At 72.5% G+C, this 23,484-nt stretch carries 23 protein-coding genes; 8 read left to right on the forward strand and 15 right to left on the reverse strand.

Features of this window, described 5'->3' with window-relative positions:
* Positions 1-32: 32 nt before the first annotated feature.
* Complete coding sequence (locus tag MWM45_RS11960; protein ID WP_247826636.1) at positions 33-497, reverse strand: MGMT family protein; 465 nt, start codon at positions 495-497, stop codon at positions 33-35.
* 65 nt (positions 498-562) lie between these two features.
* Between MWM45_RS11960 and MWM45_RS11965 the strand changes: the two genes are divergently transcribed.
* Positions 563-1,312 (forward strand): 3'-5' exonuclease, encoded by a 750-nt coding sequence (locus MWM45_RS11965; RefSeq protein WP_247826637.1) that lies wholly within the window; start codon positions 563-565, stop codon positions 1,310-1,312.
* A gap of 7 nt (positions 1,313-1,319) precedes the next feature.
* Here MWM45_RS11965 and hemL read toward each other — a convergent pair whose 3' ends face one another.
* The 8 genes from hemL to hemE all read right to left on the reverse strand — a co-directional run bounded on the left by hemL (position 1,320) and on the right by hemE (position 10,082).
* A complete protein-coding gene (gene hemL / locus MWM45_RS11970) occupies positions 1,320-2,666 on the reverse strand; it encodes a glutamate-1-semialdehyde 2,1-aminomutase (RefSeq protein WP_247826638.1) in 1,347 nt (448 codons plus the stop codon).
* A 26-nt stretch (positions 2,667-2,692) separates the two neighbouring features.
* Positions 2,693-3,679: a porphobilinogen synthase gene (hemB, locus tag MWM45_RS11975; RefSeq protein WP_247826639.1), complete on the reverse strand. Its 987-nt coding sequence runs from the start codon at positions 3,677-3,679 to the stop codon at positions 2,693-2,695.
* Positions 3,676-4,545 carry a uroporphyrinogen-III synthase gene (locus MWM45_RS11980; protein WP_247826640.1) on the reverse strand — a complete coding sequence of 290 codons (870 nt, stop codon included), beginning with the start codon at positions 4,543-4,545 and terminating at the stop codon, positions 3,676-3,678. The genes hemB and MWM45_RS11980 overlap by 4 nt, the downstream gene beginning before the upstream one ends.
* Positions 4,546-4,551: 6 nt before the next feature.
* Positions 4,552-5,499 carry a hydroxymethylbilane synthase gene (gene hemC / locus MWM45_RS11985; protein WP_043441050.1) on the reverse strand — a complete coding sequence of 316 codons (948 nt, stop codon included), beginning with the start codon at positions 5,497-5,499 and terminating at the stop codon, positions 4,552-4,554.
* Positions 5,496-6,653, reverse strand: coding sequence for a ferrochelatase (locus MWM45_RS11990; RefSeq protein WP_247829220.1), 1,158 nt, complete (start codon positions 6,651-6,653; stop codon positions 5,496-5,498). The genes hemC and MWM45_RS11990 overlap by 4 nt, the downstream gene beginning before the upstream one ends.
* Positions 6,654-6,700: 47 nt before the next feature.
* Positions 6,701-7,420 (reverse strand): hydrogen peroxide-dependent heme synthase, encoded by a 720-nt coding sequence (gene hemQ / locus MWM45_RS11995; RefSeq protein ID WP_247826641.1) that lies wholly within the window; start codon positions 7,418-7,420, stop codon positions 6,701-6,703.
* Positions 7,421-7,491: 71 nt separating this feature from the next.
* A complete protein-coding gene (hemG, locus tag MWM45_RS12000) occupies positions 7,492-9,018 on the reverse strand; it encodes a protoporphyrinogen oxidase (protein ID WP_269076548.1) in 1,527 nt (508 codons plus the stop codon).
* A gap of 2 nt (positions 9,019-9,020) precedes the next feature.
* Positions 9,021-10,082, reverse strand: coding sequence for a uroporphyrinogen decarboxylase (gene hemE, locus MWM45_RS12005; RefSeq protein ID WP_247826642.1), 1,062 nt, complete (start codon positions 10,080-10,082; stop codon positions 9,021-9,023).
* Between the two features lie 182 nt (positions 10,083-10,264).
* On the opposite strand from hemE, the gene MWM45_RS12010 reads away from it, so the two are divergent.
* The gene (locus MWM45_RS12010; protein WP_247826643.1) at positions 10,265-11,635 is read left to right on the forward strand and encodes a glutamyl-tRNA reductase; all 1,371 of its coding nucleotides are present in this window, start codon (positions 10,265-10,267) and stop codon (positions 11,633-11,635) included.
* Positions 11,636-11,684: 49 nt separating this feature from the next.
* Here the strand turns inward: MWM45_RS12010 and moeB are convergent, their stop codons facing one another.
* Complete coding sequence (gene moeB / locus MWM45_RS12015) at positions 11,685-12,914, reverse strand: molybdopterin-synthase adenylyltransferase MoeB (RefSeq protein ID WP_247826644.1); 1,230 nt, start codon at positions 12,912-12,914, stop codon at positions 11,685-11,687.
* Between the two features lie 97 nt (positions 12,915-13,011).
* Here moeB and MWM45_RS12020 point away from each other — a divergent pair, with 97 nt between their 5' ends.
* Positions 13,012-13,632 (forward strand): TetR/AcrR family transcriptional regulator, encoded by a 621-nt coding sequence (locus tag MWM45_RS12020; RefSeq protein ID WP_247826645.1) that lies wholly within the window; start codon positions 13,012-13,014, stop codon positions 13,630-13,632.
* Between the two features lie 48 nt (positions 13,633-13,680).
* Positions 13,681-13,902 (forward strand): DUF3107 domain-containing protein, encoded by a 222-nt coding sequence (locus MWM45_RS12025; RefSeq protein WP_043441038.1) that lies wholly within the window; start codon positions 13,681-13,683, stop codon positions 13,900-13,902.
* 99 nt (positions 13,903-14,001) lie between these two features.
* Here MWM45_RS12025 and MWM45_RS12030 read toward each other — a convergent pair whose 3' ends face one another.
* Positions 14,002-14,868 carry a ferritin-like fold-containing protein gene (locus tag MWM45_RS12030; RefSeq protein WP_247826646.1) on the reverse strand — a complete coding sequence of 289 codons (867 nt, stop codon included), beginning with the start codon at positions 14,866-14,868 and terminating at the stop codon, positions 14,002-14,004.
* Between the two features lie 240 nt (positions 14,869-15,108).
* On the opposite strand from MWM45_RS12030, the gene MWM45_RS12035 reads away from it, so the two are divergent.
* The 4 genes from MWM45_RS12035 (at position 15,109) to MWM45_RS12050 (ending at position 20,441) form a co-directional block, all read left to right on the forward strand.
* Positions 15,109-16,608 (forward strand): RNB domain-containing ribonuclease, encoded by a 1,500-nt coding sequence (locus MWM45_RS12035; protein WP_336296664.1) that lies wholly within the window; start codon positions 15,109-15,111, stop codon positions 16,606-16,608.
* 258 nt (positions 16,609-16,866) lie between these two features.
* Positions 16,867-18,639: a DEAD/DEAH box helicase gene (locus MWM45_RS12040; protein ID WP_247826647.1), complete on the forward strand. Its 1,773-nt coding sequence runs from the start codon at positions 16,867-16,869 to the stop codon at positions 18,637-18,639.
* A 6-nt stretch (positions 18,640-18,645) separates the two neighbouring features.
* Positions 18,646-19,515, forward strand: coding sequence for a DNA-methyltransferase (locus MWM45_RS12045; RefSeq protein ID WP_247826648.1), 870 nt, complete (start codon positions 18,646-18,648; stop codon positions 19,513-19,515).
* A 182-nt stretch (positions 19,516-19,697) separates the two neighbouring features.
* Positions 19,698-20,441 carry a polysaccharide deacetylase family protein gene (locus MWM45_RS12050; protein WP_247826649.1) on the forward strand — a complete coding sequence of 248 codons (744 nt, stop codon included), beginning with the start codon at positions 19,698-19,700 and terminating at the stop codon, positions 20,439-20,441.
* Positions 20,442-20,481: 40 nt separating this feature from the next.
* On the opposite strand, the gene MWM45_RS12055 is transcribed toward MWM45_RS12050, so the two are convergent.
* The 4 genes from MWM45_RS12055 to MWM45_RS12070 all read right to left on the reverse strand — a co-directional run bounded on the left by MWM45_RS12055 (position 20,482) and on the right by MWM45_RS12070 (position 23,436).
* Entirely contained in the window at positions 20,482-21,324 is an 843-nt protein-coding gene (locus tag MWM45_RS12055; protein WP_247826650.1) for a PHP domain-containing protein, read from the reverse strand.
* Between the two features lie 71 nt (positions 21,325-21,395).
* Positions 21,396-22,349: an NAD(P)-dependent alcohol dehydrogenase gene (locus MWM45_RS12060; protein WP_247826651.1), complete on the reverse strand. Its 954-nt coding sequence runs from the start codon at positions 22,347-22,349 to the stop codon at positions 21,396-21,398.
* On the reverse strand, positions 22,346-22,801 hold the full coding sequence (locus MWM45_RS12065) for a MarR family winged helix-turn-helix transcriptional regulator (protein ID WP_247826652.1): 456 nt from the start codon (positions 22,799-22,801) through the stop codon (positions 22,346-22,348). Before MWM45_RS12065 ends, MWM45_RS12060 begins: the two co-directional genes overlap by 4 nt.
* Entirely contained in the window at positions 22,801-23,436 is a 636-nt protein-coding gene (locus tag MWM45_RS12070; protein WP_247826653.1) for an NAD(P)-dependent oxidoreductase, read from the reverse strand. Before MWM45_RS12070 ends, MWM45_RS12065 begins: the two co-directional genes overlap by 1 nt.
* Between the last annotated feature and the right edge of the window lie 48 nt (positions 23,437-23,484).

Consider the following 23,484-nt stretch of genomic DNA (forward strand, 5'->3'; position numbering starts at 1 on the left):
GACAAACAGCGGCAGCGCACCGGTGCCGCGCATCAGGAACCGGCGCGTCGCAGGGACGCGCCGACGTCGTCGAGCAGGGCCTGTTCCTCCGCCGTGGGCCACCAGCGGGCGGAACGCAGATCCACGCGGTACCCGCCGGGGTCGGTACTGCCCTCCGGCACGGAGAGCGGAGTGCCCTCGGTCTCGTAGTGTGCGCGGGCACGCAGGGCCAGGCCGCGGGGCGGATGGCCGCCGGCACGCAGGACGCGCCACCAGGGGACGTCCCCGGTGCTGCGGGAGAGGGCCCTGCCGACCTGGCGGGGCCCGCCACGATCGAGGAGTTCGGCGATGTCCCCGTAGGTCAGCACCTTGCCGGCGGGGATCAGCCCGGCGACGGCGAGGACGGCCTCGCAGTAGTCGGCAGGATCGGGGCCGGGAGCACCGGTGCCGGATCCTACGGCGGGGGCCGGGCTGGTCCGCCTGCCGGGGTGGTGCGCGTCGGCGGGTCGTCGATCCATGCGCTCCACCCTAGCCCGGCGGGCTGCACGCCTATTTGGTCGGAGCCCGCCCGTACGGTGGTCCCATGACGAGCTGGCATGAGGGGCCGAGGGCCGGGTTCGACCTCGAGACGACGGGGCGGGATCCGCTGACCGCGCGCATCGTCACCGGGACGATCGTCCTCGTGGACGGCGACGGCGACGTGCTCGAGCACCATGAGTGGCTGGCCGATCCGGGCGTCGACATCCCGGACGGCGCCGCGGCCATCCACGGCATCACGACGGCGCACGCGCAGGCGCACGGCCTGCCTGCCACGGACGTCGTGCACGGGATCTCGGCCGTGCTGGCACGCCTCTTCGCCGCCGGCGTCCCCGTGCTGGCGTTCAACGCCCGGTACGACTTCACGGTGCTCGCGCAGGAGGGGCGCCGCCACGGCGCGCCGGTCCCGGTGCCCTCTCCCGTGATCGACCCGTACATCATGGACAAGCAGGCGGACCGCTACCGGCGCGGCAAGCGGACCCTGACGGCGATGTGCGAGCACTACGCCATCCCGTTCGAGAACGCCCACACCTCCGCCGCGGACGTCCTCGCGACGCTCCGGGTGGGAACGGTCCTCGCCGAGCGCTTCGCGTTCCTCCGGCGCCCCGCCATGGACCTGCATGCCTCGCTCGTCGTGTGGGCCGACCGGCAGGCGGCGAACTTCGAGGAGTACCTCCGGCGGACCGAACCCGACGCCGTCATCGAGCGGGCCTGGCCCGTCGTCGGCTGCTCCCCCGACCGGCCGGCGGACCGGGCGGAGGGTCCGCCGCCTCAGCCGGTCGACCAGTACACCTAGGCGGCCACTACGGCTGGTCGACCGGCACGGCCTCCGCCGCTGCCCGCGCGGCGGCCGGAAGAGCCGCATGGATGCGCTCCATCGCGGCGTCGTCGTGTGCCGCGGAGAGGAACCACGCCTCGTACACGGACGGTGGGAGGTACACGCCCGAGTCCAGCATGGAGTGGAAGAAGGGCCCGTAGCGGAACGCCTCCTGTGCCTGCGCGTCGGCGTAGTTCCGGACGCCGTGCTCGGCGGTGCCGAACGCGACGCTGAAGAGGTTCCCCGCGCGCTGGATGGAGTGGTCCACACCGGCCTTCGAGAGTTCCGCGGTGAGGGCGTCGCTGACCTCGAGCGACCGCGCATCGACGTGCCGGTAGACGTCGTCCGTCGCGGCCGTGAGGGTCGCGACACCCGCCGCCATGGCGATCGGGTTCCCCGACAGCGTGCCCGCCTGGTACACCGGGCCGATCGGCGCGAGGTAGTTCATCACGTCGGCGCGCCCTCCGAGCGCCGCGGCCGGGATGCCGCCGCCGATGACCTTGCCGAAGGTCAGCAGGTCCGGCGTCCACGGGTGCTCGGCGTCGTCCGCGCCGCCGGTGAGCTTCCAGTACCCGCCCGGGTGGGTGCGGAACCCGGTCATGACCTCGTCCACGATGAACAGCGCGCCGTGCTCCGAGGTGATGCGGCTGAGGAAGGCGTTGAAGCCGGGCGCCGGCGTCACGACGCCCATGTTCGCGGGAGCGGCCTCCGTGATCACGGCGGCGATGTGCTCGCCGTGCGTGCGGAAGGCCTCCTCGACGGCCTCGACGTCGTTGTACGGCAGCACGAGCGTCTCCGCCGTCGTCGCCTCCGTGACGCCGGCGGAGCCGGGCAGCGCCAGTGTGGCGACGCCGGATCCGGCGGCCGCGAGGAGGCTGTCCACGTGCCCGTGGTAGCAGCCGGCGAACTTGACGATGAGGTTCCGCGACGTGAAGCCCCGGGCGAGCCGGACGGCGGTCATGGTGGCCTCGGTCCCCGTGGACACCATGCGCAGCAGCTCCACGGCGGGGACGCGATCCCTGACGAGCTGCGCGAGGTCGGCCTCGGCGGGCGTCGAGGCGCCGAAGGTGAGCCCGTGGTCGACGGCGCGATGCACGGCCGCGATGACGTCCGGGTGCGAGTGGCCGAGCAGTGCCGGCCCCCACGAGCAGACGAGGTCCACGTACTGCGTGCCGTCGGCGTCGGTGACGTAGGCACCGTGCGCGTCGACGAGGAAGCGCGGGGTCCCGCCCACGGAGCCGAAGGCACGGACGGGCGAGTTGACGCCGCCGGGCATGAGGGCGCGGGCGCGCTCGTAGAGGTCCTCGGACGTGCTTGCTGCTGGGGTCGTCATCGGTGCGGTTCCTTCGCTGTGGGAGTTCAGTGGGCGGGCTCGTCGAGCCAGAGCGCGAGCTCCGAGGCCCAGTAGGTGAGGATCATCTGCGCGCCGGCGCGCTTGATCCCGAGGACGGATTCCTCGATGGCGCGGCGGCGGTCGATCCAGCCGTTCGCGGCCGCGGCCTCGATCATCGCGTACTCCCCCGAGATCTGGTACGCCGCGACGGGCACGGGCGACATGGCGGCGACGTCCGCGAGGATGTCCAGGTAGCTCATGGCGGGCTTGACCATCACCATGTCGGCGCCCTCCTCGAGGTCGAGTTTCACCTCGAGGAGGGCCTCACGGCGGTTCGACGCGTCCATCTGGTAGGTCCGGCGGTCGCCGACGAGCTGGGAGTCGACGGCCTCGCGGAACGGGCCGTAGAACGCGGAGGCGTACTTGGCGGCATAGGCGAGCACCACGGTGTCCTGGTGTCCGGCCTCGTCCAGCGCCTGGCGGATGACGGCGACCTGCCCGTCCATCATCCCGGAGGGGCCGAGCACGTGTGCGCCGGCCCGGGCCTGCTCCACGGCCATCTGCCCGTACAGCTCCAGCGTCGCGTCGTTGTCCACCGTGCCGTCGGCGGCGAGGACACCGCAGTGCCCGTGGTCGGTGAACTCGTCCAGGCAGACGTCGCTCATGACCACGAGGGAGTCGCCCACCTCGGAGCGGACGTCCGCGATCGCGCGGTTGAGGACGCCGTCGGGGTCGATGCCCGCGCTGCCGGTCGCGTCGCGGTGCTCGGGGATGCCGAACAGCATGATGCCGCCGACGCCGCGCTCGACCGCCTCCGCTGCCGCCCGCTTCAGGGAGTCCGTGGTGTGCTGCACGACGCCGGGCATGGAGAGGATGGGCGAGGGCTCAGCGAGCCCTTCGCGGATGAAGGCCGGCAGGATCAGCTCGGACGGGTGGACGCGGTACTCGGCCACCATGCGCCGCAGGGCCGGGGTCGAGCGCAGCCTCCGGGGCCGGTGCTGGGGGAAACTCATGGCTGATCTCCGTTCGATGGTGCGGCGTGCGAGATGGGTGCGTCGTCCTGTGCGAGGGCGTCCGCCGCCGCCCGGGCGATGCCCTGCGGTGTGGGGTCGGCGGCCGTGGCCGCAGGCGCCCACCCCCCGGACCGGAGCGCACCGGCCGTGGTGCGGCCGATGGCGACGGCCCGGAAGGACAGCGGACCGTCGCCCAGCCTGTCATGGAACTGCCGGACCGCGCTCGGGGCGGTGAAGACGACGGCGGGCTGGACGCCGCCCGAGGCGAGGCCCACGAGGTCGCGGAGGGACAGCACGGGCGGTCTGGGCCCGTCCTCCTCGACGCCGGGGACACGCCGCATGGTCGACGCCGGGTAGGGCACGGTGCGGTACGCCTCGACGCGGTGGACGGCCCGGCCCGAGTCCGCGAGTCCCGCACGGAGGTCGTCCGGGGCGAGATCGGCCTGGGGCAGGAGGACGGCGCCCCGACCGGACGGGAACGCCGCCAGGAGGCCGGCCGAGGACGCCTCCCCGGGCACCAGGTCGACGACGACGCCCGCCGCGGCCAGTGTCCGCGCGGTCGCGGTGCCGACCGCGGCGACCCGCGCTCCCCCGCGGCGGACGAGCGTGGCGAGCGTGTCCGCACCCGCGAGGATCCCGAGGACCTGGACGGCATTGGCGCTGGTCAGCACCAGCCACTCGTACCCGCCCTGCCCGAGGGCCGCCAGCGCGCGGGCGACGGCGTCGGTATCGGCGGGGAGCTCCGTGTCCGTGAGCGGCAGGGCGTAGGCCGCCATACCGCCGGCGCGGAGGGCGTCGGCGATCCGGACCGACCGGGCCGGGTGCCGGAGCACGACCACCGGCCGGCCCCCTGACCAGCTGACCACGCGTGCCTAGCTGTTCAGGGGAGCGATGTCGGCTGCACCGGCGGCGAGCAGCTCCTCGGCGAGTTCGAGGCCGAGCTGCGCGGCGGCGACGGCGTCGGTGGCCGGCGCCGAGCGGGTCAGGCGGATCATCGACCGGCCGTCCAGGCTGCACACCACGGCCTCGAGGGCGAGGTCGTCGCCCTGCAGCCGGGCGAGGGCGCCGATGGGCGCCGCGCAGCCCGCTTCGAGCTGCAGGAGGACGGCGCGCTCCGCCGTCACCGCGAGCCGTGTGGGCAGGTGGTCGTAGGCGGCGAGTGCTTCGCGCACCCCGGGGGTCGCCTCGCTCTCGCGGCACTCGATCGCGAGGGCGCCCTGGCCCGCGGCGGGCAGCATGACGTCCGGGTCGATCAGCTCCGTGATCGCCTCCTCGCGCCCGAGCCGCCGCAGTCCCGCCGCGGCGAGGACGACGGCGTCGAGGTCACCGGGCGCTCCGGGGACGAGCCCTGCGACGCGTCCGAGCCGGGTGTCCACGTTGCCGCGGATGTCCACGACCTCGAGCCCGGGACGCGCGGACCGGAGCTGGGCGGCGCGTCGCGGGGACCCCGTGCCCACGCGTGCACCGTCCGGGAGCGTGGCCAGGGTAAGGCCGTCCCGGGCGCAGAGGGCGTCACGGACGTCCTCCCGCTCGGGCACGGACGCGACCGTCAGCCCCGGGGCGGGCAGCGTGGGGAGGTCCTTGAGCGAGTGCACCGCCACGTCGCACCGCTCCTCGAGGAGGGCGTCGCGGAGGGCTGCCACGAAGACGCCGGTGCCGCCGATCTGCGAGAGCGACCCCTTGAGGACATCCCCCTCGGTCCGGACGCGCACGAGCTCGTACGGCAGGCGGGCGAGCCCGGAGACCCGCTCCGCCACCGTCGTCGTCTGCGTCATCGCGAGGGCGCTGCCCCGCGTGCCCACCCTGATGGCTGCGCTCATACCGTACCGGGGTTGGGCAGCGGGGTGCCCACGGTGGAGTCGACGGCGGCGACGGTCGGCTTCTCCCCGCGGCGGTTCGCGCAGCAGTTCGGACGGCACACGTCGAACCAGGGTCCGAGCGCCGTCGCCGACGGGCGGTCGGCGATGTTGTCGTCGATGGTGCGCTCGAGGATGAGGTCCACGAGTCCCTCCACGAACTTCCGGTGGGTGCCCGGCGTGGGCACGCGGTCGGCGACGATCCCGAGTTCGCCGCAGGTCTCCATGGCCTCGGTGTCGAGGTCCCAGGCGACCTCCATGTGGTCGGAGACGAAGCCGAGGGGGACGATCACGACGCCGCGCGTGCCGGCCTCGTAGCGGTCGCGGAGGGCGTCGCTGATGTCCGGCTCGAGCCACGGGATGTGCGGGGCGCCGGAGCGGGACTGGTAGACCAGGGACCACTCGACGCCGGCGGCCCCGGGGATCCTGTCCAGCACCGCCTGCGCGGTCGCCAGGTGCTGCGCCACGTAGGCGCCCTCCTCGTAGGCCGGCCCGCCGTCACCGGTGCGGGGTCCGGCGGCCTCGGCATCGCCCATGGGGATGGAGTGGGTGGAGAACATGATGTGGACGGGTGCGTCGGGGGTGCCCTGCTCGGCGAGCCCGGCACGGACCTTGGCGAGGCCGTCGGTCACGCCCTCGACGAAGGGTTCCACGAAGCCCGGGTGGTCGAAGTACTGGCGGACCTTGTCCACTTCGAGCCGGCCCTCGAGGCCCGTCTTCACGAGCGCCATCCCGAGGTCCTCGCGGTACTGGCGGCAGCTCGAGTAGCAGGAATAGGCGCTCGTGGTCACGGCGAGCACCTTGCGGTGACCGGCGTCGTACGCCTCCTGCAGGGTGTCGGCGATGAAGGGCTCCCAGTTGCGGTTGCCCCAGAAGACGGGCAGGTCGATGCCGCGACGCCGGAGCTCGGCCTCCATCGCGGCCCGCAGGGCCCGGTTCTGGCTGTTGATGGGGCTCACGCCGCCGAACGCGCGGTAGTGGTGCGAGACCTCCTCGAGGCGCTCGTCGGGGATGCCGCGGCCGCGGGTCACGTTCCGCAGGAAGGGGATGACGTCGTCCTGTCCCTCCGGTCCTCCGAAGGAGGCGAGCACCACGGCGTCGTACGCCTTCGGGGCCATCCGCCCGTTCTCGTCGACTCCGTCGAGGGGGTTGAATGCCTGTGTCGTCACTGGAGCACCTCTGCAATCTCGTCGTGGCTGATCCGCCGGCCGGTGTAGAACGGCACTTCTTCGCGGACGTGGCGCCGCGCTTCGGTCTCCCGGAGGTACCGCATGAGGTCCACGAGGTCCACGAGCTCGGGAGCTTCGAGTGCCAGGATCCATTCGTAGTCGTTGAGGGCGAAGGATGACACCGTGTTGGAGATCACCTGCGGGTACTTCCGCCCCTTCAGGCCGTGGTCCATGAGCATCTCGCGGCGCTCGTCCGACGGGAGGATGTACCACTCGTAGGAACGCACGAAGGGGTACACGCAGACCCACTCGGCCGGCGCGACCCCGCGGGAGAACGCCGGGCTGTGGGACTTGGAGAACTCGGCGTCGCGGTGGACGCCCATGGCCGACCACGCCACGGTGGTCGCGGCGAAGGCGTCGGTGCGGCGCAGCTTCCGCACGGCGGCCTGGAGGTCCTCGGGGCGCGGTCCGTGCAGCCAGACCATCACGTCGGCGTCGGCGCGCAGGCCCGAGACGTCGTAGAACCCGCGGAGGACGACGCCGTCCTGCTCCAGGGTGGCGAGGACGTCCGCCAGGGAGTGCGCGCCCGAATCCGTGGTCGCGGCCTCCCGCTTGAAGACGGTCCAGAGGGTGTAGAAGAGCTCTCCGGGGGCTTCGGCGCCCTCCCCGGTCGGCTGTGGAGCATGGGCGGGTGTGCTACCGGTGAGCTCAGTCATGGTACTAGTCTGCCCCTGCCCGGAGACGAACCGAAATCGTTTTGTTCTACGAAACGTAGAAGAGATGAAGGTCACACGGCGGGCGTGCGGCCGCTCTCCGCCAGGGCGTCCGCGAGGGCGTCGGCGCGGGCCCGGGCGTCGTCGATGACGGCGACCAGCCCGGTCCCGGCGAGCCAGCCGCCGGTCACCGCGAGGGACGCCGACTGCTCCGCGACGAGGGCCCGGATCCGCGTGACACGCTCCCGGTGCCCCACCGAGGCGTGCGGGAGTGCACCGGCCCAGCGCACCACGTCCCAGTCGAGGACGTCGGCCTCCCCGATGGGCACGCCGAGCAGCGTCGAGGCGTCGGCGAGGGCGTGGCGGTAGAGGGCGTCGTCGGGCGTCGCGAGCCCGACGGCGGTGGGCTCGTCCCCGACGCGGCCGAAGGACAGCCGGAGGACGTGGGAGCCGGGCCCGGCCTGGTCCCGCAGCCAGGCCCACTTCGCCGTGGCGTGGGTGAGCGCCTTCGCGGCCACACCCTCGACGCCACGGGCCACGAGCACCCCGGTACCCCGGGGACGGGCGTCGAGCTCCGGGACGTCGACGATCAGGGTGACGAGGGCGACGCCGGGTACCGGATCGGGCCGCTCCTCCGCCAGCGCGGGAAGGGACGGGGCGAGGAGATCGACGGCGCCCCTGCCCTCGGTGGCCACGAGCACGGCGCCGGCCGGGAGGCGTCGCGTCAGGGCCGAGTGCTCCGTCGTCACGATCCAGCCGGCACCCGAGCGGGCGATCCCGCTGACGTGCTCGTTCGACCGCAGGTCCGCGCCGTCCTCCCGGAGCTGCTGCACGAGGGCGTCGCGGAGCTGGGCGATGCCGCCGACGAGACCGCCCACGGCGGCACCCGCCGGAGCGGCCCGGCGCAGGGCGCCTGCCGCGGCACCGAGCGAGCCCAGTCGGCCCATGGTGGCGCGCAGTCCCGGCGCCACGGAGTCGACGTCGAGGTCGTCGGGGTCGGCGGAGAAGACCCCGCCCGCCACCGGTGCCACCAGGCGGGTGAGGACGTCCTCCCCCATCCGCGTCCGGACCAGTTCCCCGAGACTCACCCCGGGGCGGGTGGCGAGGGGACCGACCGGGAGGACCTCGTCGAGGGCGGCCCGGACGGAGCCCGCGCGGCCGAGGATCGCACTGATGGCGGGTTCGGAGGGGTCCGCCGGGATGCCGAGGACCCCGGAGTTCGGCAGCGGCTGCGCGGCCGCCCGGAGGTCGCTGCCGGGCAGCTGCACCCACGCACCCGCGGCGTCGGGGACCACCATCCGGTCGCCCAGCCCGAGCTCGACGGCGAGCGCGGGCACGGTGGCGGACCGCGTGGAGAAGGATTCGGCGCCGCTGTCGAGCTGGAACCCGCCGAGCACACGGCTGTCCACCGTGCCGCCGAACCGGTCCGCTTTCTCGAGGAGGGTGACGCGCAACCCCCGCTTCAGGAGCGTCCGTGCCGCGACGAGGCCCGCCATGCCACCGCCGACCACGACCACCGTCGGGGGGCGGTCGCGTTCCGGCGGCGCGGGAGGGCCCTCCTGCTCCGCTGGGACGCCGTCCGGGCCCGCCGCCCTCGTCATGGCTACGGCTCCACGGAGTGGATGAGGTCGACGACGCGCGTCAGGACGTCCGGGTCCGTCTCCGGCGGCACGCCGTGCCCGAGGTTCACCACGTGCCCCGGCGCCGACGCCCCGGCGGCGAGGACGTCGCGGACGTGCTGTTCGAGGACGGGCCACGGTGCGGGCAGCAGGGCGGGGTCGATGTTGCCCTGCAGGGGCACTGTCCCGCCGAGGCGACGGTTCGCCTCGTCGAGGGGCAGCCGGTAGTCGACGCCGATGACGTCCACCCCGACCTCGTGCATCGCGACGAGCAGCTCCGAGGTGCCGGTGCCGAAGTGGATCAGCGGCGCGCCGAGGCCCCGGACATGGTCGAGGGCCCTGCGGGAGGCCGGCGCCACGTGCCGGCGGTAGTCCGCGAGGCCGAGGGAGCCTGCCCAGGAGTCGAACAGCTGGGCGGCACTGGCGCCGGCCTCCAGCTGGGCTCGCAGGAACATGCCGGAGGCGTCCGCCGCCCACTCGGTCAGGGCGCGCCACGTGTCCGGGTCGGCGTGCATCATGGTGCGCGGACCGAGGTGGTCGCGGGACGGCTTGCCCTCCACCATGTAGGCCGCCAGCGTGAAGGGGGCACCCGCGAAACCGATGAGCGGGGTGGAGCCCAGCTGGGCGACCGTGAGGGCCACGGCCTGCCGGATCGGCTCCAGCGCCTCGTCCGTCAGCGTGGGCAGGGCGGCGACGTCGGCGGCGGACCGGATGGGCGCGCCGAGGACGGGCCCCACGCCGGGCACGATGTCGACGTCGACCCCGGCCAGCTTGAGCGGGATCACGATGTCGGAGAAGAAGATCGCCGCGTCCACATCATGGCGTCGCACGGGCTGGAGGGTGATCTCCGACGCCATCCCCGGATCGAGGCAGGACTCCAGCATGTCGGTGCCCTTGCGCAGGGCGCGGTATTCCGGCAGCGACCGTCCGGCCTGGCGCATGAACCAGACGGGGCGCCGATGCGGAGCCTGGCCCCGGTAGGCGGAGATGAGGGCCGATCCCGACGTACGTCCGTCGACCAGCGGGTGCGATGCTCCAAGGTCCATACCGCCGATTCTGCCGAAGATCCTCCGGGATGGATAACCGGGGCCGCCCGCGCGGGCCCGGCGTGGCCAACATCACCCTGCCCGCGAGGGGCAGTTTCCCGCAGGATTCCGCGGAAGGCAATCCTCGGGTAAGCCTTGCCTATTCGGTGCAGGGAGCCTGTGCTCGATATGATCGGAACGCTGTGGTACTTCTTTCGCTCGTAGCGACCCATTCGAACGTGGACCTGGAAACCGTGGCCCGACTCAGTGTCGGGGCCCCCCAGGTCCCTTCTGCTGCGCTCGCCGGGGACCGGTCCGTCTCGGGCGCCGTGGTCCTCGCGACCTGCAACCGCTTCGAGATCTACGCCGAAGCCCCGTCCGAGGAGGACGTCGAGGCCGCCCGCTCCGCGATCGTGGCGACCATCAGCGAGTATTCGGGCATCCCCGAGCAGTCGGTGTCCTCGTCCTTCGAGACGCATACCGGCCAGGACGTGGCCGAGCACCTCTTCGCCGTCGGCGCCGGGCTCGACTCCGCGGTCATCGGGGAACGGGAGATCGCCGGCCAGGTCCGGCGTGCGCTCATCGAGGCCCAGGGCTCGGGTGCCGCCAGCGGCGGCCTCGTCCGCCTCTTCCAGGCTGCGTCCCGGACCGCGAAGGACGTCGGCGCGCAGACGGCACTCGGCAGCCGGGGCCGGTCCATCGTGTCCGTGGCCCTCGAACTGGCGGGCGACCTCTCCGAGGATCCCGAGTGGTCGGCCAAGACCGTGGTGCTGTTCGGGACGGGAGCCTATGCGGGCGCCACGATGGCGGCCCTCCGGGACAAGGGGTGCACCGACGTCTCGGTCTTCTCCTCGTCCGGGCGGGCCGACGCCTTCGTCGCGACCCGCGGAGGGACCGCCCTCGCCGCCGCGGACCTGCCGGGCGCCATGGGCCGGGCGGACGTCGTCATCGGCTGCAGCGGCAGTGATGCCCGCATCGACGCCGCCGACATCGAGCGGGTGCGCGAGGGCAGCGACCGCCCGCTCGTGATCATCGACCTCGCCCTCAGCCACGACTTCGACCCCGCCGTGGCGAACCTCGACGACGTCGAGCTCATCACCCTCGAATCCGTCCGCGTTGCGGCGCCCGAGGAGCAGGCCGACGCTCTGGCGCAGGCGAGTGACCTCGTGCGCGAGGCTGCGCGCTCCTTCGAGGAACAGCAGGCCACGCGGGCGATGAACGCGGCCATCGTGGCCCTCCGCCGGCACACGCAGACCGTCCTCGACGCGGAGATGGAGCGCGTCCGCGCCCAGCACGGCTGCACCGCCGCCGCGGAGGAGGTCGAGTTCGCCCTGCGGCGCATGGTCCGCCAGCTCCTGCACGTCCCCACGGTCCGTGCCCGCGAGCTCGCCGCCGAGGGACGCCAGGACGAGTACACCGCAGCCCTCGAGGCGCTCTACGGCATCGACGTGATGCCCGCGCCGTCGGCAGCACCCGCCGCCCCGGCAGCGCCTGCCGCTGCCCACGGCGGCCATACGCATCCCGAGGGCGCCGTGTGTCCCGTGGACCACGAGCGGCCGGCGCAGAGCGCCTGACCCCCGGCGCCGGTGACGGTCCCCGCGCCCCGGCAGGGTCCGCCGGTTCCTAGTAGGTCATCTTCTGCGGTTCGATGGCGCGCACCCACTCGATGATGCCTCCGTCCACCGACCAGACGTCCCGGTGGCCCCTGCTGCGGAGGTGGCGCACGACGTCGGCGGAGCGGATCCCGGACTTGCAATGCACGTAGACGGTCCTCGCGCCGTCCACGGCCGCGGCGCCGTCGAGGATCAGGGGCTTCGGGACCAGCACCGCGCCGTCGATGCTCACGATCGCGTACTCCTCCGGATTCCGGACGTCCAGCAGGTCGAAATCCGCCGAACCGGCCGATCGCGCGGCGAGGAGCTCCGCAAGTTCCTCGACGGACACGGTCGGCACCTCCTCGGCATCCTCCGCCGCAGCGGACGCGGACGTGGAGGCGGACGGGAGTCCGCAGAACTGCTCGTAGTCGATCAGCTCGGTGATGCGCGGGGCCGTCGGGTCCGGCCTCACGCGCACCTCCCGCCAGCTCATGTCCAGGGCGTCGAACACCAGCACCCGGCCGAGGAGGGTCCTGCCGACGCCGGTGATGAGCTTGATGGCCTCGTTCACCATCACGGACCCGATCTGCGCGCACAGGACGCCCAGCACGCCGCCCTCCGCGCAGGAGGGGACGGACCCGGGTGGCGGGGCATCCGGGTACAGGTCGCGGTAGGTGGGACCGCGGTCCTGCCAGAAGACGCTGACCTGGCCGTCGAACCGCAGGATGGACCCCCAGACGTAGGGCTTGCCCAGGATGGCTGCCGCGTCGTTGACGAGGTAGCGCGTGGCGAAGTTGTCCGTGCCGTCGACGATGAGGTCGTACCCGGAGAAGAGCGCGAGGGCGTTGGAGTTGTCGAGCCTCTCCCTGTGCAGGACCACCTCGACCAGCGGGTTCAGCGCGAGGATGCTGTCGCGGGCGGATTCGGCCTTCGGCCGGCCGAGGTCCGGGACGCCGTGGATGACCTGGCGCTGCAGGTTGGAGAGCTCGACGTCGTCGTCGTCCACGATGCCCAGCGTGCCCACGCCCGCCGCCGCGAGGTACAAGAGGGCGGGCGAGCCGAGCCCTCCGGCGCCGATCACGAGGACGCGGGCGTTCTTCAGCCGCAACTGAGCCTCGGTGCCGAACCCGGGGATGATGAGGTGCCGCGAGTAGCGCAGCGTCTCCTCCCGGGTCAGGCTCCCCACGGCGTCGACCAGGGGCGGCAGGCCCGCCGGGCTGTTCTCGGGGGCGTGCGCGGACGAAGTGGAAGCGGTCATGCCCAAGGGTATTCCGCGCCGGCGGGGCCGGGCCAGCCGCGGCAGGTGGGTAAACTGGACCGACGCCCCCCGCCCGCTGAACCGAGGAACTCCTGACGTGAGTGTTGAACCGACCGCCGCCGGAAAAGCCGTCCGGCTCCCGCGGGACGAGCGCCGTCGCCAGCTCCTGGCGGCAGCCCAGGAGGTCTTCGTCGCCCACGGCTACCACGGGGCCGCGATGGACGACATCGCGGTGGCCGCCAGGGTGAGCAAGCCCGTGCTCTACCAGCACTTCCCCGGCAAGCGGGACCTCTACCTCGCGCTGCTGGACAGCCACCTGGCCGAGCTGACGCAGCTGCTGGTCGACGCGCTGCGCTCCACCGACGACAACAAGCTGCGCGTGCACGCGACCATGCGCGCCTACTTCCAGTTCATCGCGCAGGACAGCAGGGCACACCGGCTGGTCTTCGAATCGGACATCAGCAACGAGCCCGACGTCAGCAGCCGGCTGGAGGCCTTCAACGCCCACTTCGCGGGCGCGATCGCCGGGGTGATCGCCGGCGACACCCAGCTGTCGATGGTGGAGGCGACCCTGCTGGGCCGCGGCCTGGCCGGCATGGCGCAGATCAGCGCGCGCTACTGGCTGGAGACCGACGGAAGCCTGGACATCGATGCCGCCGCGGAGCTGATCTACCGTTTAGCTTGGCGCGGAATCAGCCGTTTCCCCAAGGAGATCTAGGGTAGGTTTCGAAGCAGTACCAGGCTCATACAACAGGAGGCACGCGCCGTGGAAATCAAGATCGGTATCCAGAACGTCAACCGGGAGATCATCCTCGAGTCCTCCGAGAGCGCGGACGCCATCGCCGAACTGGTGGGGCAGGCCCTGACGGGGACGGAGCTGCGGCTCAAGGATTCCAAGGGCCGCCTCGTGATCGTCCCGACGGGCGTCCTCGGCTATGTCGAGATCGGCGCCGAGGAGACCCGCCGCGTCGGGTTCGGTGCGCTCTAGCAGGACCCGATACCCGCACGACCGCCGGTGAGCAGCAGGACCGGCGACAGGAGGACCCGCAGCCACCGGCTGCGGGTCCTCCTGCGTCGGGGCCGTTTCCTACGCGGTGAGCCCCAGCGCGCTCATGCGCCGCGAGTGGTTGCGGGTGAGCTGGGAGTACAGCGCCGTCGAGTGCTGCGTGTGGGCCGCGTCGGCGAACAGGATCCCTGCCAGGTACTCGCGTTCGATGCCCACGCGCTGCGCCTGGGTCAGCGCCTCGCCCACGAGCCGGCGCCCCCAGAGGGCGAGGCGGGATGCGAGGCGGGGATCGTCGGAGAGTGCCTCCTTCAGGCGGCGCTGCAGGTGGGCGGCCCCCTCCCCGGAGTCGATGGTGCAGAGGAGCTCACGCGTGCGCGGATCGAGGGTGTCCGCCAGTGAGCGGTAGAAGTCCCCGGAGAAGGCGTCGAGGACGTAGGCCTTCATGAGCGACTCGTACCAGTCGCCCGGGCGGGTGCGTTCGTGGAAGGCGTCGATCGAGGCCTGGAAGGGTGCCATCGCCTCCTCGATCGTGACGCCCAGCCCGGCCACGAACCGGCCCACCAGCTCGAAGTGCTCGAACTCCTGGACGGCGAGGCGGCCGAGGCTCGCACGGTCGGCGAGGCTCGGGGAGAACCGTGCGTCCGAGGACAGGCGCTCGAAGCCGGACAGTTCCCCGTAGGCGACGACGCCGAGCAGGTCGGTGACGAAGCGCGCATAGACGGGATTCGCCAGCGCGTCCTCGGCGGTGGCCGGAACGGTGCCCGCCGCGGCCTGGGCCGCGGGGACCGGAGACGCATCGCCCGCCTGCGCAGCGGTGCCACTCGTGGCACCGGCGGGAGCCGGCGCGGCGGGCTGGCTCCCGGGCGCGGCCTCCGGGGGCCGGGCGGACCCGGCCCGGTTCCGTTCGGTTGCCGAGAGGGCGGTGCTGTCGGAGGAGCCGTTGTTCATTCTGCTAACACTACGCACTCCGAAAGGTGCGGCAAGCGGCCCCGCCCCGCCGGGGGATCCCGCCGTCGCCGTCCCGGACGGTCCGGGCCTCGTCCTGCCGGTCGAGCAGGCGGAGGGACCGGACACGCGGCGGCGCCGCGTGCTGAAGGCCGTGGAGTCGCTTCGCCCCCGGGAGTCCTGGAACCCGGCGGCGCCTTGTGCGACTGCCGGATCCCTGTGACGTGCATTACCGTATTGCCTGTGCCCGCACAGCATATGGACCTCAGGGATCGGGAGTCCCACCAGCGCCTCACCGAGTCGCTGCGATCCCTGCGTGAGGAACTCGGCATCCGCGAGCAGTTCCCCGAGGAGGTCCTGCGGGAGGCGGACACCTCGGTCGCCGCGCACACCCTGCCGTCCACCGACCTCCGTGCCCTGCCCTTCCTCACGATCGACCCGCCCGGCTCCACCGACCTCGACCAGGCCGTCCACTTCGCGCGCCGGAGCTCCGGCGCCGCAGGGTACGAGGTCCGGTACGCCATCGCCGACGTCCCGCTCTTCGTCGGTGCCGGTGGGGCGATCGACGCCGAGGCGAGGCTCCGCGGGCAGACCCTGTACGCGCCGGACGGGCGGATCTCGCTCCACCCGGAGGTCATCTCGGAGGACGCGGCGAGCCTGCTCCCGGACCGCGACCGCCCCGCGTTCGTGTGGCACTTCCTGCTGGACGCCGCCGCGGAGGTCGAATCCGCCACGGTCCGCCGCGCCACCGTCCGCAGCCGCCGTCAACTCACGTATGCGCAGGTGCAGGCGGAGATCGACGCCGGCACCGCGGACGGGCAGCTCACGCTCCTGCAGGAGATCGGCCTGCTCCGCATCCGGCAGGAACTCGCCCGCGGGGGCGCGAGCCTCAACCTGCCACGCCAGGAGATCATCTACGCCGGCGGAAGCTACGGCATCGTCACGGAACCGGCCCTGCCGTGCGAGGACTGGAACGCCCAGATCTCACTCATGACGGGCATGGCCGCGGCACGCATGATGATCGACGGCGGCATCGGCATCCTGCGGACCATGCCCGCGCCGGACGACGGCGCCCTCGGCAAGTTCCGGCGCCAGTCCGAGGCGCTCGACCACCCCTGGCCCGCGCACATGCCCTACGGGGCCTTCCTCCGCACCCTCGACGTCACCGTCCCCCGCCAGCTGGCCCTCATGCATGCCGCGGCGTCGCTGTTCCGCGGCGCGGGGTACACGGCGTTCGACGGAGAGGTGCCGGACGCCGTCGTGCAGTCGGCCATCGCCGCGCCGTACGCGCATGCCACCGCTCCCCTGCGGCGGCTCGTGGACCGCTTCGTGCTCGTGACGTGCGAGTCGCTGTGCAGGGGCACCGAGGTGCCGGCCTGGGTGCGGGCGGCCCTGCCCGAGCTCAACGCACTCATGGCGTCCTCGAACCAGACGGCCTCGCGCCTCGATTCGGGGGCCATGGACGCGGTGCAGGCTGCGCTGCTGAGCAACCGCATCGGCGAGGCCTTCTCCGCCGTCGTCCTGCAGGGCTCTCCCCCGGCGATCGAGGAGGCCCCCGGGAAGCAGGCACCCCGCCTGTCCGGGACCGTGCAGATCACCGACCCCGCGCTCGAGGCGACGTGCTACGGCGAACTGGCGGCCGGCGAGCGCGTCACGGTGGTCCTGCTGGAAGCGGACATCGCGCGCCGGCGCATCCGCTTCGAGGTGAAGCCGACGGACGCGCCCGCACGGAGCCCGCGATGACGCCGCGCAGGGGACGGGCAGGGTAGTCTTGGCGTGTAGTAATGGATGCCCGGTCGTTATCCCTCGATAACCCGCAGTACCTACTCGATCCCGAGTTTCCCCGCAGGCGCAGGTCTCACTCCGCCGCCCGCACGCAGTCGCAAGCCCGCGATCGGCTTCCACTGGACGCCCTGCGCCCGCCGATAGGCTCCGCACCGGATGAAACCCATCCGATCCGTCGAGCCTCAGCGGCCGCTCGGCCTGAATGAACGGTAGAACGTGCAGAACACACACCACGATACGAACCCAGGCGCCGGCGACACCGCGGCGGCCGACGGCCACCACCTCGTCGCGGACAACTCCCCCGACGCCATCGACGTCGAGGAGACGCTGGTCAGCACCGCGGAGCCGCACGCGGCCGTGCCGGAGACCTTCGCGGACTTCAACGTCCGCCCCGACATCGTCGAGTCCCTCGCCGACGCCGGCATCATCCACCCGTTCCCGATCCAGGCGATGACCCTGTCGATCGCCCTGGGCGGCCACGACATCATCGGCCAGGCGAAGACCGGCACGGGCAAGACCCTCGGGTTCGGCATCCCTGCGATCCAGCGCGTCGTCGGCCCCGAGGACGAGGGCTACGACCGGCTCCCGGTCCCCGGCGCCCCGCAGGCGCTCGTCGTCGTCCCGACCCGCGAGCTCGCGGTCCAGGTCGCGAGCGACCTGACGACGGCGGCGAAGAAGCGCAACGCGCGCATCGTCACCATCTACGGCGGACGCGCGTACGAGCCCCAGATCGAGGCCATCCAGAAGGGCGTCGAGATCGTCGTCGGAACGCCCGGGCGCCTGATCGACCTGTACAAGCAGAAGCTGCTCGTCCTCAAGAACGTGAAGATCGTGGTGCTGGACGAGGCCGACGAGATGCTGGACCTCGGCTTCCTGCCCGACGTCGAGACGCTCATCGCCGCGACGCCCCCGGTGCGCCAGACACTCCTGTTCTCCGCGACCATGCCCGGCCCCGTCATCGCGATGGCCCGCCGGTACATGACGCAGCCCACGCACATCCGGGCCGCGGACCCCGAGGACGAGGGCATCACCAAGAAGGACATCCGCCAGGTCATCTACCGTGCCCACAACCTGGACAAGGCCGAGGTCGTCGCCCGGATCCTCCAGTCCCGGCACCGCGGACGCACGATCATCTTCTGCAAGACCAAGCGCACCGCCGCGAAGCTCTCCGAGGAGCTCATCGACCGCGGCTTCGCCGCCGGCGCCATCCACGGCGACCTCGGCCAGGGCGCCCGCGAGCAGGCGCTGCGTGCCTTCCGCGGCGACAAGATCGACGTCCTCGTCGCCACCGAGGTGGCCGCCCGCGGCATCGACGTCGAGGACATCACCCACGTCATCAACTACCAGTGCCCCGAGGACGAGAAGGCCTACCTGCACCGCGTGGGCCGTACGGGCCGCGCCGGCAAGAAGGGCACGGCGGTCACCTTCGTGGACTGGGACGACCTCCCGCGCTGGGGGCTCATCAACAAGGCCCTCGGACTCGACGCCCCGGAGCCGGTGGAGACCTACTCGTCGTCACCGCACCTGTACCTGGAGCTCGACATCCCGGAGGGCACCAGGGGACGCCTGCCCCGCAAGGACCGCAGGCTCGCGGGCATCAACGCCGAGGTGCTCGAGGACCTCGGGGAGACCGGCAAGCGCGGCGGCGGACGCCCTGATGCACGGAGCGACGGCAGGAACGAGGGCGGACGCGACAGCGGACGCGGGCGGTCGCAGTCCGGTGGCCGCGGCCAGCGCCGCGACGGCGACGCAGGCGACGGGTCGGGCGGGGGCTCGCGCGGCTCGCGCGGCCGCGGAGGCAACCGGAGCCAGGACACCGACGCGCCGGCAGGCCAGGACGCCCAGGCAGCATCGGACGGCGCCGCCAGCGGTGGCGGACGCCGACGGGCCGAGGGCGACGCGCCGTCGGGTGACCGGCCGCGCCGCAGCCGGACCCGCCGCCGCAACGGCGAGGTCGTCGCGAATCCTGCCGGCGGCGCAGACGACTAGCGCTCGGTGACCGAGCTTCCTGCGCCGTCCGAGGTTCCCGCCTGGAGCCCGGACGGCGCCAACCTCGTCGTGCACGCGGACAACGCGGAGTACCTCGCCCTGCTGCCCGACGCCGCCTTCACCATGATCTACGTCGATCCGCCGTTCAACACCGGGCGGGTCCAGCGCCGCCAGCAGACCACCATGGTGCGGGCGGTCGGAGGATCCGGAGACCGTGTGGGGTTCAAGGGCATGTCCTACTCGACGGTCAAGGGGGTGCTCGCGAGCTACGACGACGCCTTCGAGGACTACTGGGACTTCCTGGCGCCGCGCCTCGCCGAGGCCTGGCGGCTCCTCGCCGACGACGGCACCCTCTACGTGCACCTGGACTACCGCGAGGTGCACTACGCCAAGGTGATGCTGGACGCCCTGTTCGGGCGGGAGTCCTTCCTGAACGAGATCATCTGGGCCTACGACTACGGTGCCCGGGCGAAGCGCAGGTGGCCCGCGAAGCACGACAACATCCTCGTGTACGTGAAGAACCCGTCCGGTTACCACTTCGACAGCGCCGAGGTGGACCGCGAGCCGTACATGGCACCGGGCCTGGTGACGGCCGAGAAGGCGGCCCTCGGCAAACTGCCGACGGACGTCTGGTGGCACACCATCGTGTCTCCCACGGGCCGGGAGAAGACGGGTTACCCCACCCAGAAGCCGGAGGGCCTGCTGCGCCGCGCGGTGGCGGCGAGCAGCCGTGAGGGCGACTGGGTGCTGGACTTCTTCGCAGGGTCGGGGACGCTCGGCGCCGTCGCGGGGAAACTGGGGCGTCGCTTCGTGTGCGTGGACAGCAACCCGCAGGCCATCGACGTCATGCGTACCCGCCTGGCGGCCTGGACCTGACGCCGCCGCGGGCCGGGCCGTCCCCCGGTCTGCCGCCCACGTGGGGGCGTACCGGCCGGAGGAAGACGCGTACCACGCCACGCCGATCCTTCGCGCTCGAGTGTTTACAGTGCCTCCCGGCAGTCGTAGTGTGCTCCTCGAGCACGGCTGGACCCAACTGTCGAGAACGGGAGCTGAGCACCATGAAGAAGAACAAGATCGCCGTCACCGCCCTGGCCGTCGCGAGCCTGGTCCTCGCACTGCTGGTCGGCGGCCCCATGTCACCGGCACAGGCCGCCGACAAGCCCCTCATCGGCCTGACCTTCGACGACGGGCCCACGCCCCAGCGCACCGCGTTCGTCCTCGAGGTCCTCAAGCAGAAGAACGTCAAGGCGACGTTCTTCGTCCAGGGCTCCAACGCGCAGCAGTACCCCGACCTCCTCCGCCGGATCAAGGCCGAGGGGCACGTGATCGGCAACCACTCGTGGGACCACCCCGATTTCACCGGGATCAGCGCGTCGAGGCAGAAGCAGCAGATCGACCGCACCAACGCTGCCATCGAGGCCATCACCGGTGAGACCCCCGCACTCATGCGCTTCCCGTACGGCAACAGCACCTCCTACGCGACGAACTACCTCACCAGCATCGGCATGAGCGGTGGCGTCCTCTGGCGGTGGGACGTCGGCAATCCCGGCGACTTCGAATGCCCCGGTGCGGCGGGCGTCCAGGAGTTCGTGATGGCGGAGGCGGCGCCCGGCGCGATCATCCTGCTCCACGACGCGGAGGACGTCCTGTCCTGCCCCGCGTCGCAGTGGACCTACCTGGCGTCCACCATCGACGCACTGCGGGCCGAGGGCTACGAGTTCGGGGTGGTCGCACCCTCGTCCACGCCCAACCCGGTCAATCAGGGCTCGCCGGCCGTCGTGGTCGCACCTGCCGCGCGGTGATCCCGCCGGTGACGGAGGCCCTCCGTCACCGCCCCGGGTCCTAACCGACTGCCGCTCCCGTGGCGAGGGACAGGATGGCATCGAGCGTCTCGGCCGTCGTCGTGTTCTCGCCGAGCAGGTTCGGCTTCCCGCGCCCGTGGTAGTCGCTCGAGCCGGTCATCAGGAGACCGCGGTCCCGCGCGATCTGCCGCAGCTTCACGCGCGCGCTCTCCGGGTTGTCCCGGTGCTCCACCTCGAGGCCCAGCAGTCCGGCGTCGATCATCTCGTCGAGGACGGCCCCGCCCGCCACCGCCCCGCGGGTGAAGGCCGACGGGTGGGCGAAGACGGGGACGCCGCCGGCGTCGCGGATGAGGGCGACGGCGTCCGCGGGATGGGGTGCGTAGTGGCTGACCCAGTAGGGTGAGCGCGCGGTCAGGATGCGGTCGAAGGCCTCGGATCGCGTGGAGACGATGCCGAGCGTGATCAGCGCGTCGGCGATGTGCGGCCGCCCCACGGTGGCACCCTCCGTCACGTGCTGCTCCACGAGCTCCCAGGTGATCGGGAAGTCCTCCGCCATGAGTTCGACCATGCGGTGTGCGCGGGTCAGGCGGGCGGTCCTCGACTTCTCGATCTCGGTGAGCAGCCCGGGATGCAGCGGGTCGTGCAGGTAGGACAGCACATGCACGCTGATGCCCGTGTCCGTCTGGCAGGACACCTCCATCCCGGGGATGAAGGTGATGCCGAGGGCGGTGGCTGCGGCCCGTGCGCGGTCCCACCCGGCGGTCGAGTCGTGGTCGGTGAGGGCGACGGCGTCGAGGCCGGCCGCTGCCGCGGACCCGATGAGGACGTCGGGGTCCTCGGTGCCGTCCGAGACGTTGGAATGCGTGTGCAGATCGATTCTCACCGGGTCCAATCTACGCGCACCGCGGCGCGGGCCCGGTCAGGGCGCGTGCGACCCTCCGGACCGCCGCGCCGTCAGTCTCCCGAGGAACCGGTCACCAGGATCACCTTTCCCGCCACGTGCCCGTCCTCGCTCCGGCGGTGCGCCTCCGCGGCCTCCGCGAGCGGATAGACCGCGTCGACGACGACGCGCAGCTTTCCGGCGTCGACGAGGCGGACGAGCTCGTCGAGGTCCCGGCGCCGGGGCCGGGCCATGACGGTGACGGCACGGCGCCCGCTGCAGGGCAGCAGCCACGAGGGGTGACGCAGGATCGCCGGCGGCCTCATGGTCACGAGGACGCCCCGCGGCGCGGTGAAACGGTCGGCGAGCGCTGCCTCGAGCCTGCCCACCGCGTCGAGGACGACGTCGTAGGTGCCCTCATGGCCGGGGAACGCAGGGTCCGTGTAGTCGAGGACCACGCGCGCGCCGAGACCCCGGAGCATCGGGAGATTGGGCCCGCTCGCCACCGCCGTCACCTCGCACCCGAGCGCGGCCGCGATCTGCACGGCCATGGTGCCCACGCCACCCGAGGCTCCGTACACGAGGACGGTCTGCCCCCGGGAGACGCGGGCCCTGTCCCGCAGTGCCTGCAGCGCGGTGGTCCCGGCCACGGGCAGGCCCGCTGCGGTGTCCAGGGTCCCCCCGGCCGGGGCGAGCGCGCACTGGTCCGCGGGCAGGGCGGCGAACTCGCCGTACATGCCGCCCTGCCGGGGAGACGCCATCGCGATGACCGCATCGCCGACCGCCAGGCCCTTCACGCCGTCGCCGAGCGCGACCACCGTGCCGGCGCCGTCGCACCCGGGGACGAACGGGAGCCGGAGTCGCAGGAAGCGCCGCAGGTGACCGGCGCGGAGGTGGGTGTCCGCCGGGTTGACGCCCGCGGCGGACACACGGATGAGCACCTCGCCGGCGGCGGGCGCGGGACGCCGGCGCTCCAGGACCACCAGTTCATCGGGCCCACCGTACCGGTAGAACCCTGCGGCCCTCACGGCGTGGTCCCGTCCGAGGGCCGGACGAGGGACAGCAGCCGGCGCAGGTCGCGCACATCGTCGGTGCTCAGGGCATCGAAGCGCGGCGCGATGGCGTCGATCCAGCCGCGCTGGAACTCGTGGACCTCCGCGCGTGCCTTGCCCGTCAGCGTGACGATCCGGGCCCGCGCATCGAGTGGATCCACCTCGACCGTCACGAGGCCCGCCTGACGGAGGTGGTCCACATGCTGGCTCACGGCACCAGGGGTGATGCCGAGCACGGCGGCGAGCGCGCCGGCACCGAGGCCGTCGGTGCGGGACAGGCGGTACAGGAGGGTCATCTGCGCCCGGCCGAGCCGCCGTTCGCGGAACGGGTAGGAACCCGCCGCGGCGAGTTCCCGGGTCAGTGCCGCCATGGCGTCGATCGCCTCCGCCAGGACCTCCTCACGCCCGGCGTCCCGCACCCCCTCCATCAGTAGCTCACCATCGGCAGCTGGTGCACGAAGGTGCGGTCCTCCACCTGCCGCAGGAGGAACTCGGCGAGGTCGGCCCGCCCCACGGAGGTACTGGCGTCCACGCCCACCCAGCCCACGCGGTACACGCCGGTGTACGGCGTGCCCTGCAGACGCGGCCCCCGCACCACCGTCCAGTCCAGGCCGCTCGCCCGGAGCACGCGCAGGTGCCCTTTGGCGTCCTCGAGCACCGTGGGCGACAGCAGCTTCAGGAGGACCCGGATGATCCGGTCGGCGGCCTTCGGCCTGTCGTGGGCGGGATCCGGCAGCCCTCCACCCGAGAGGGAGACGATGCGCTGCACGCCGTGGCGCGCCATCGCGTCGGTGATGATGCGGATGCCGTCGGTCTGCAGCGTCGCGGGCGACCCCTTGACCTGCCCGAGGACACTGATGACGGCGCCGCTCCCCGCGACCACACGGTCCACGGCGTCGGCGTCCAGGACATCGCCCTCGACGACGGTCAGGCGGGGATCCCGAGCCCGGACGGACGACGCCGAGCGCGCCAGCGCCCGGACCTCGTGCCCCGCAGCGAGGGCCTGCTCGAGGACGTGGCGGCCGGTTCTCCCGGTACCGCCGAAGACTGCGATCGTTGCCATGGTTCCGCCGTTCCGTCGATGGACTGGTACCCATTTACTTTAGCTCCT

Source organism: Arthrobacter antioxidans, from assembly GCF_023100725.1.
In the GTDB taxonomy this organism is placed as follows: Bacteria; Actinomycetota; Actinomycetes; order Actinomycetales; family Micrococcaceae; genus Arthrobacter_D; species Arthrobacter_D antioxidans.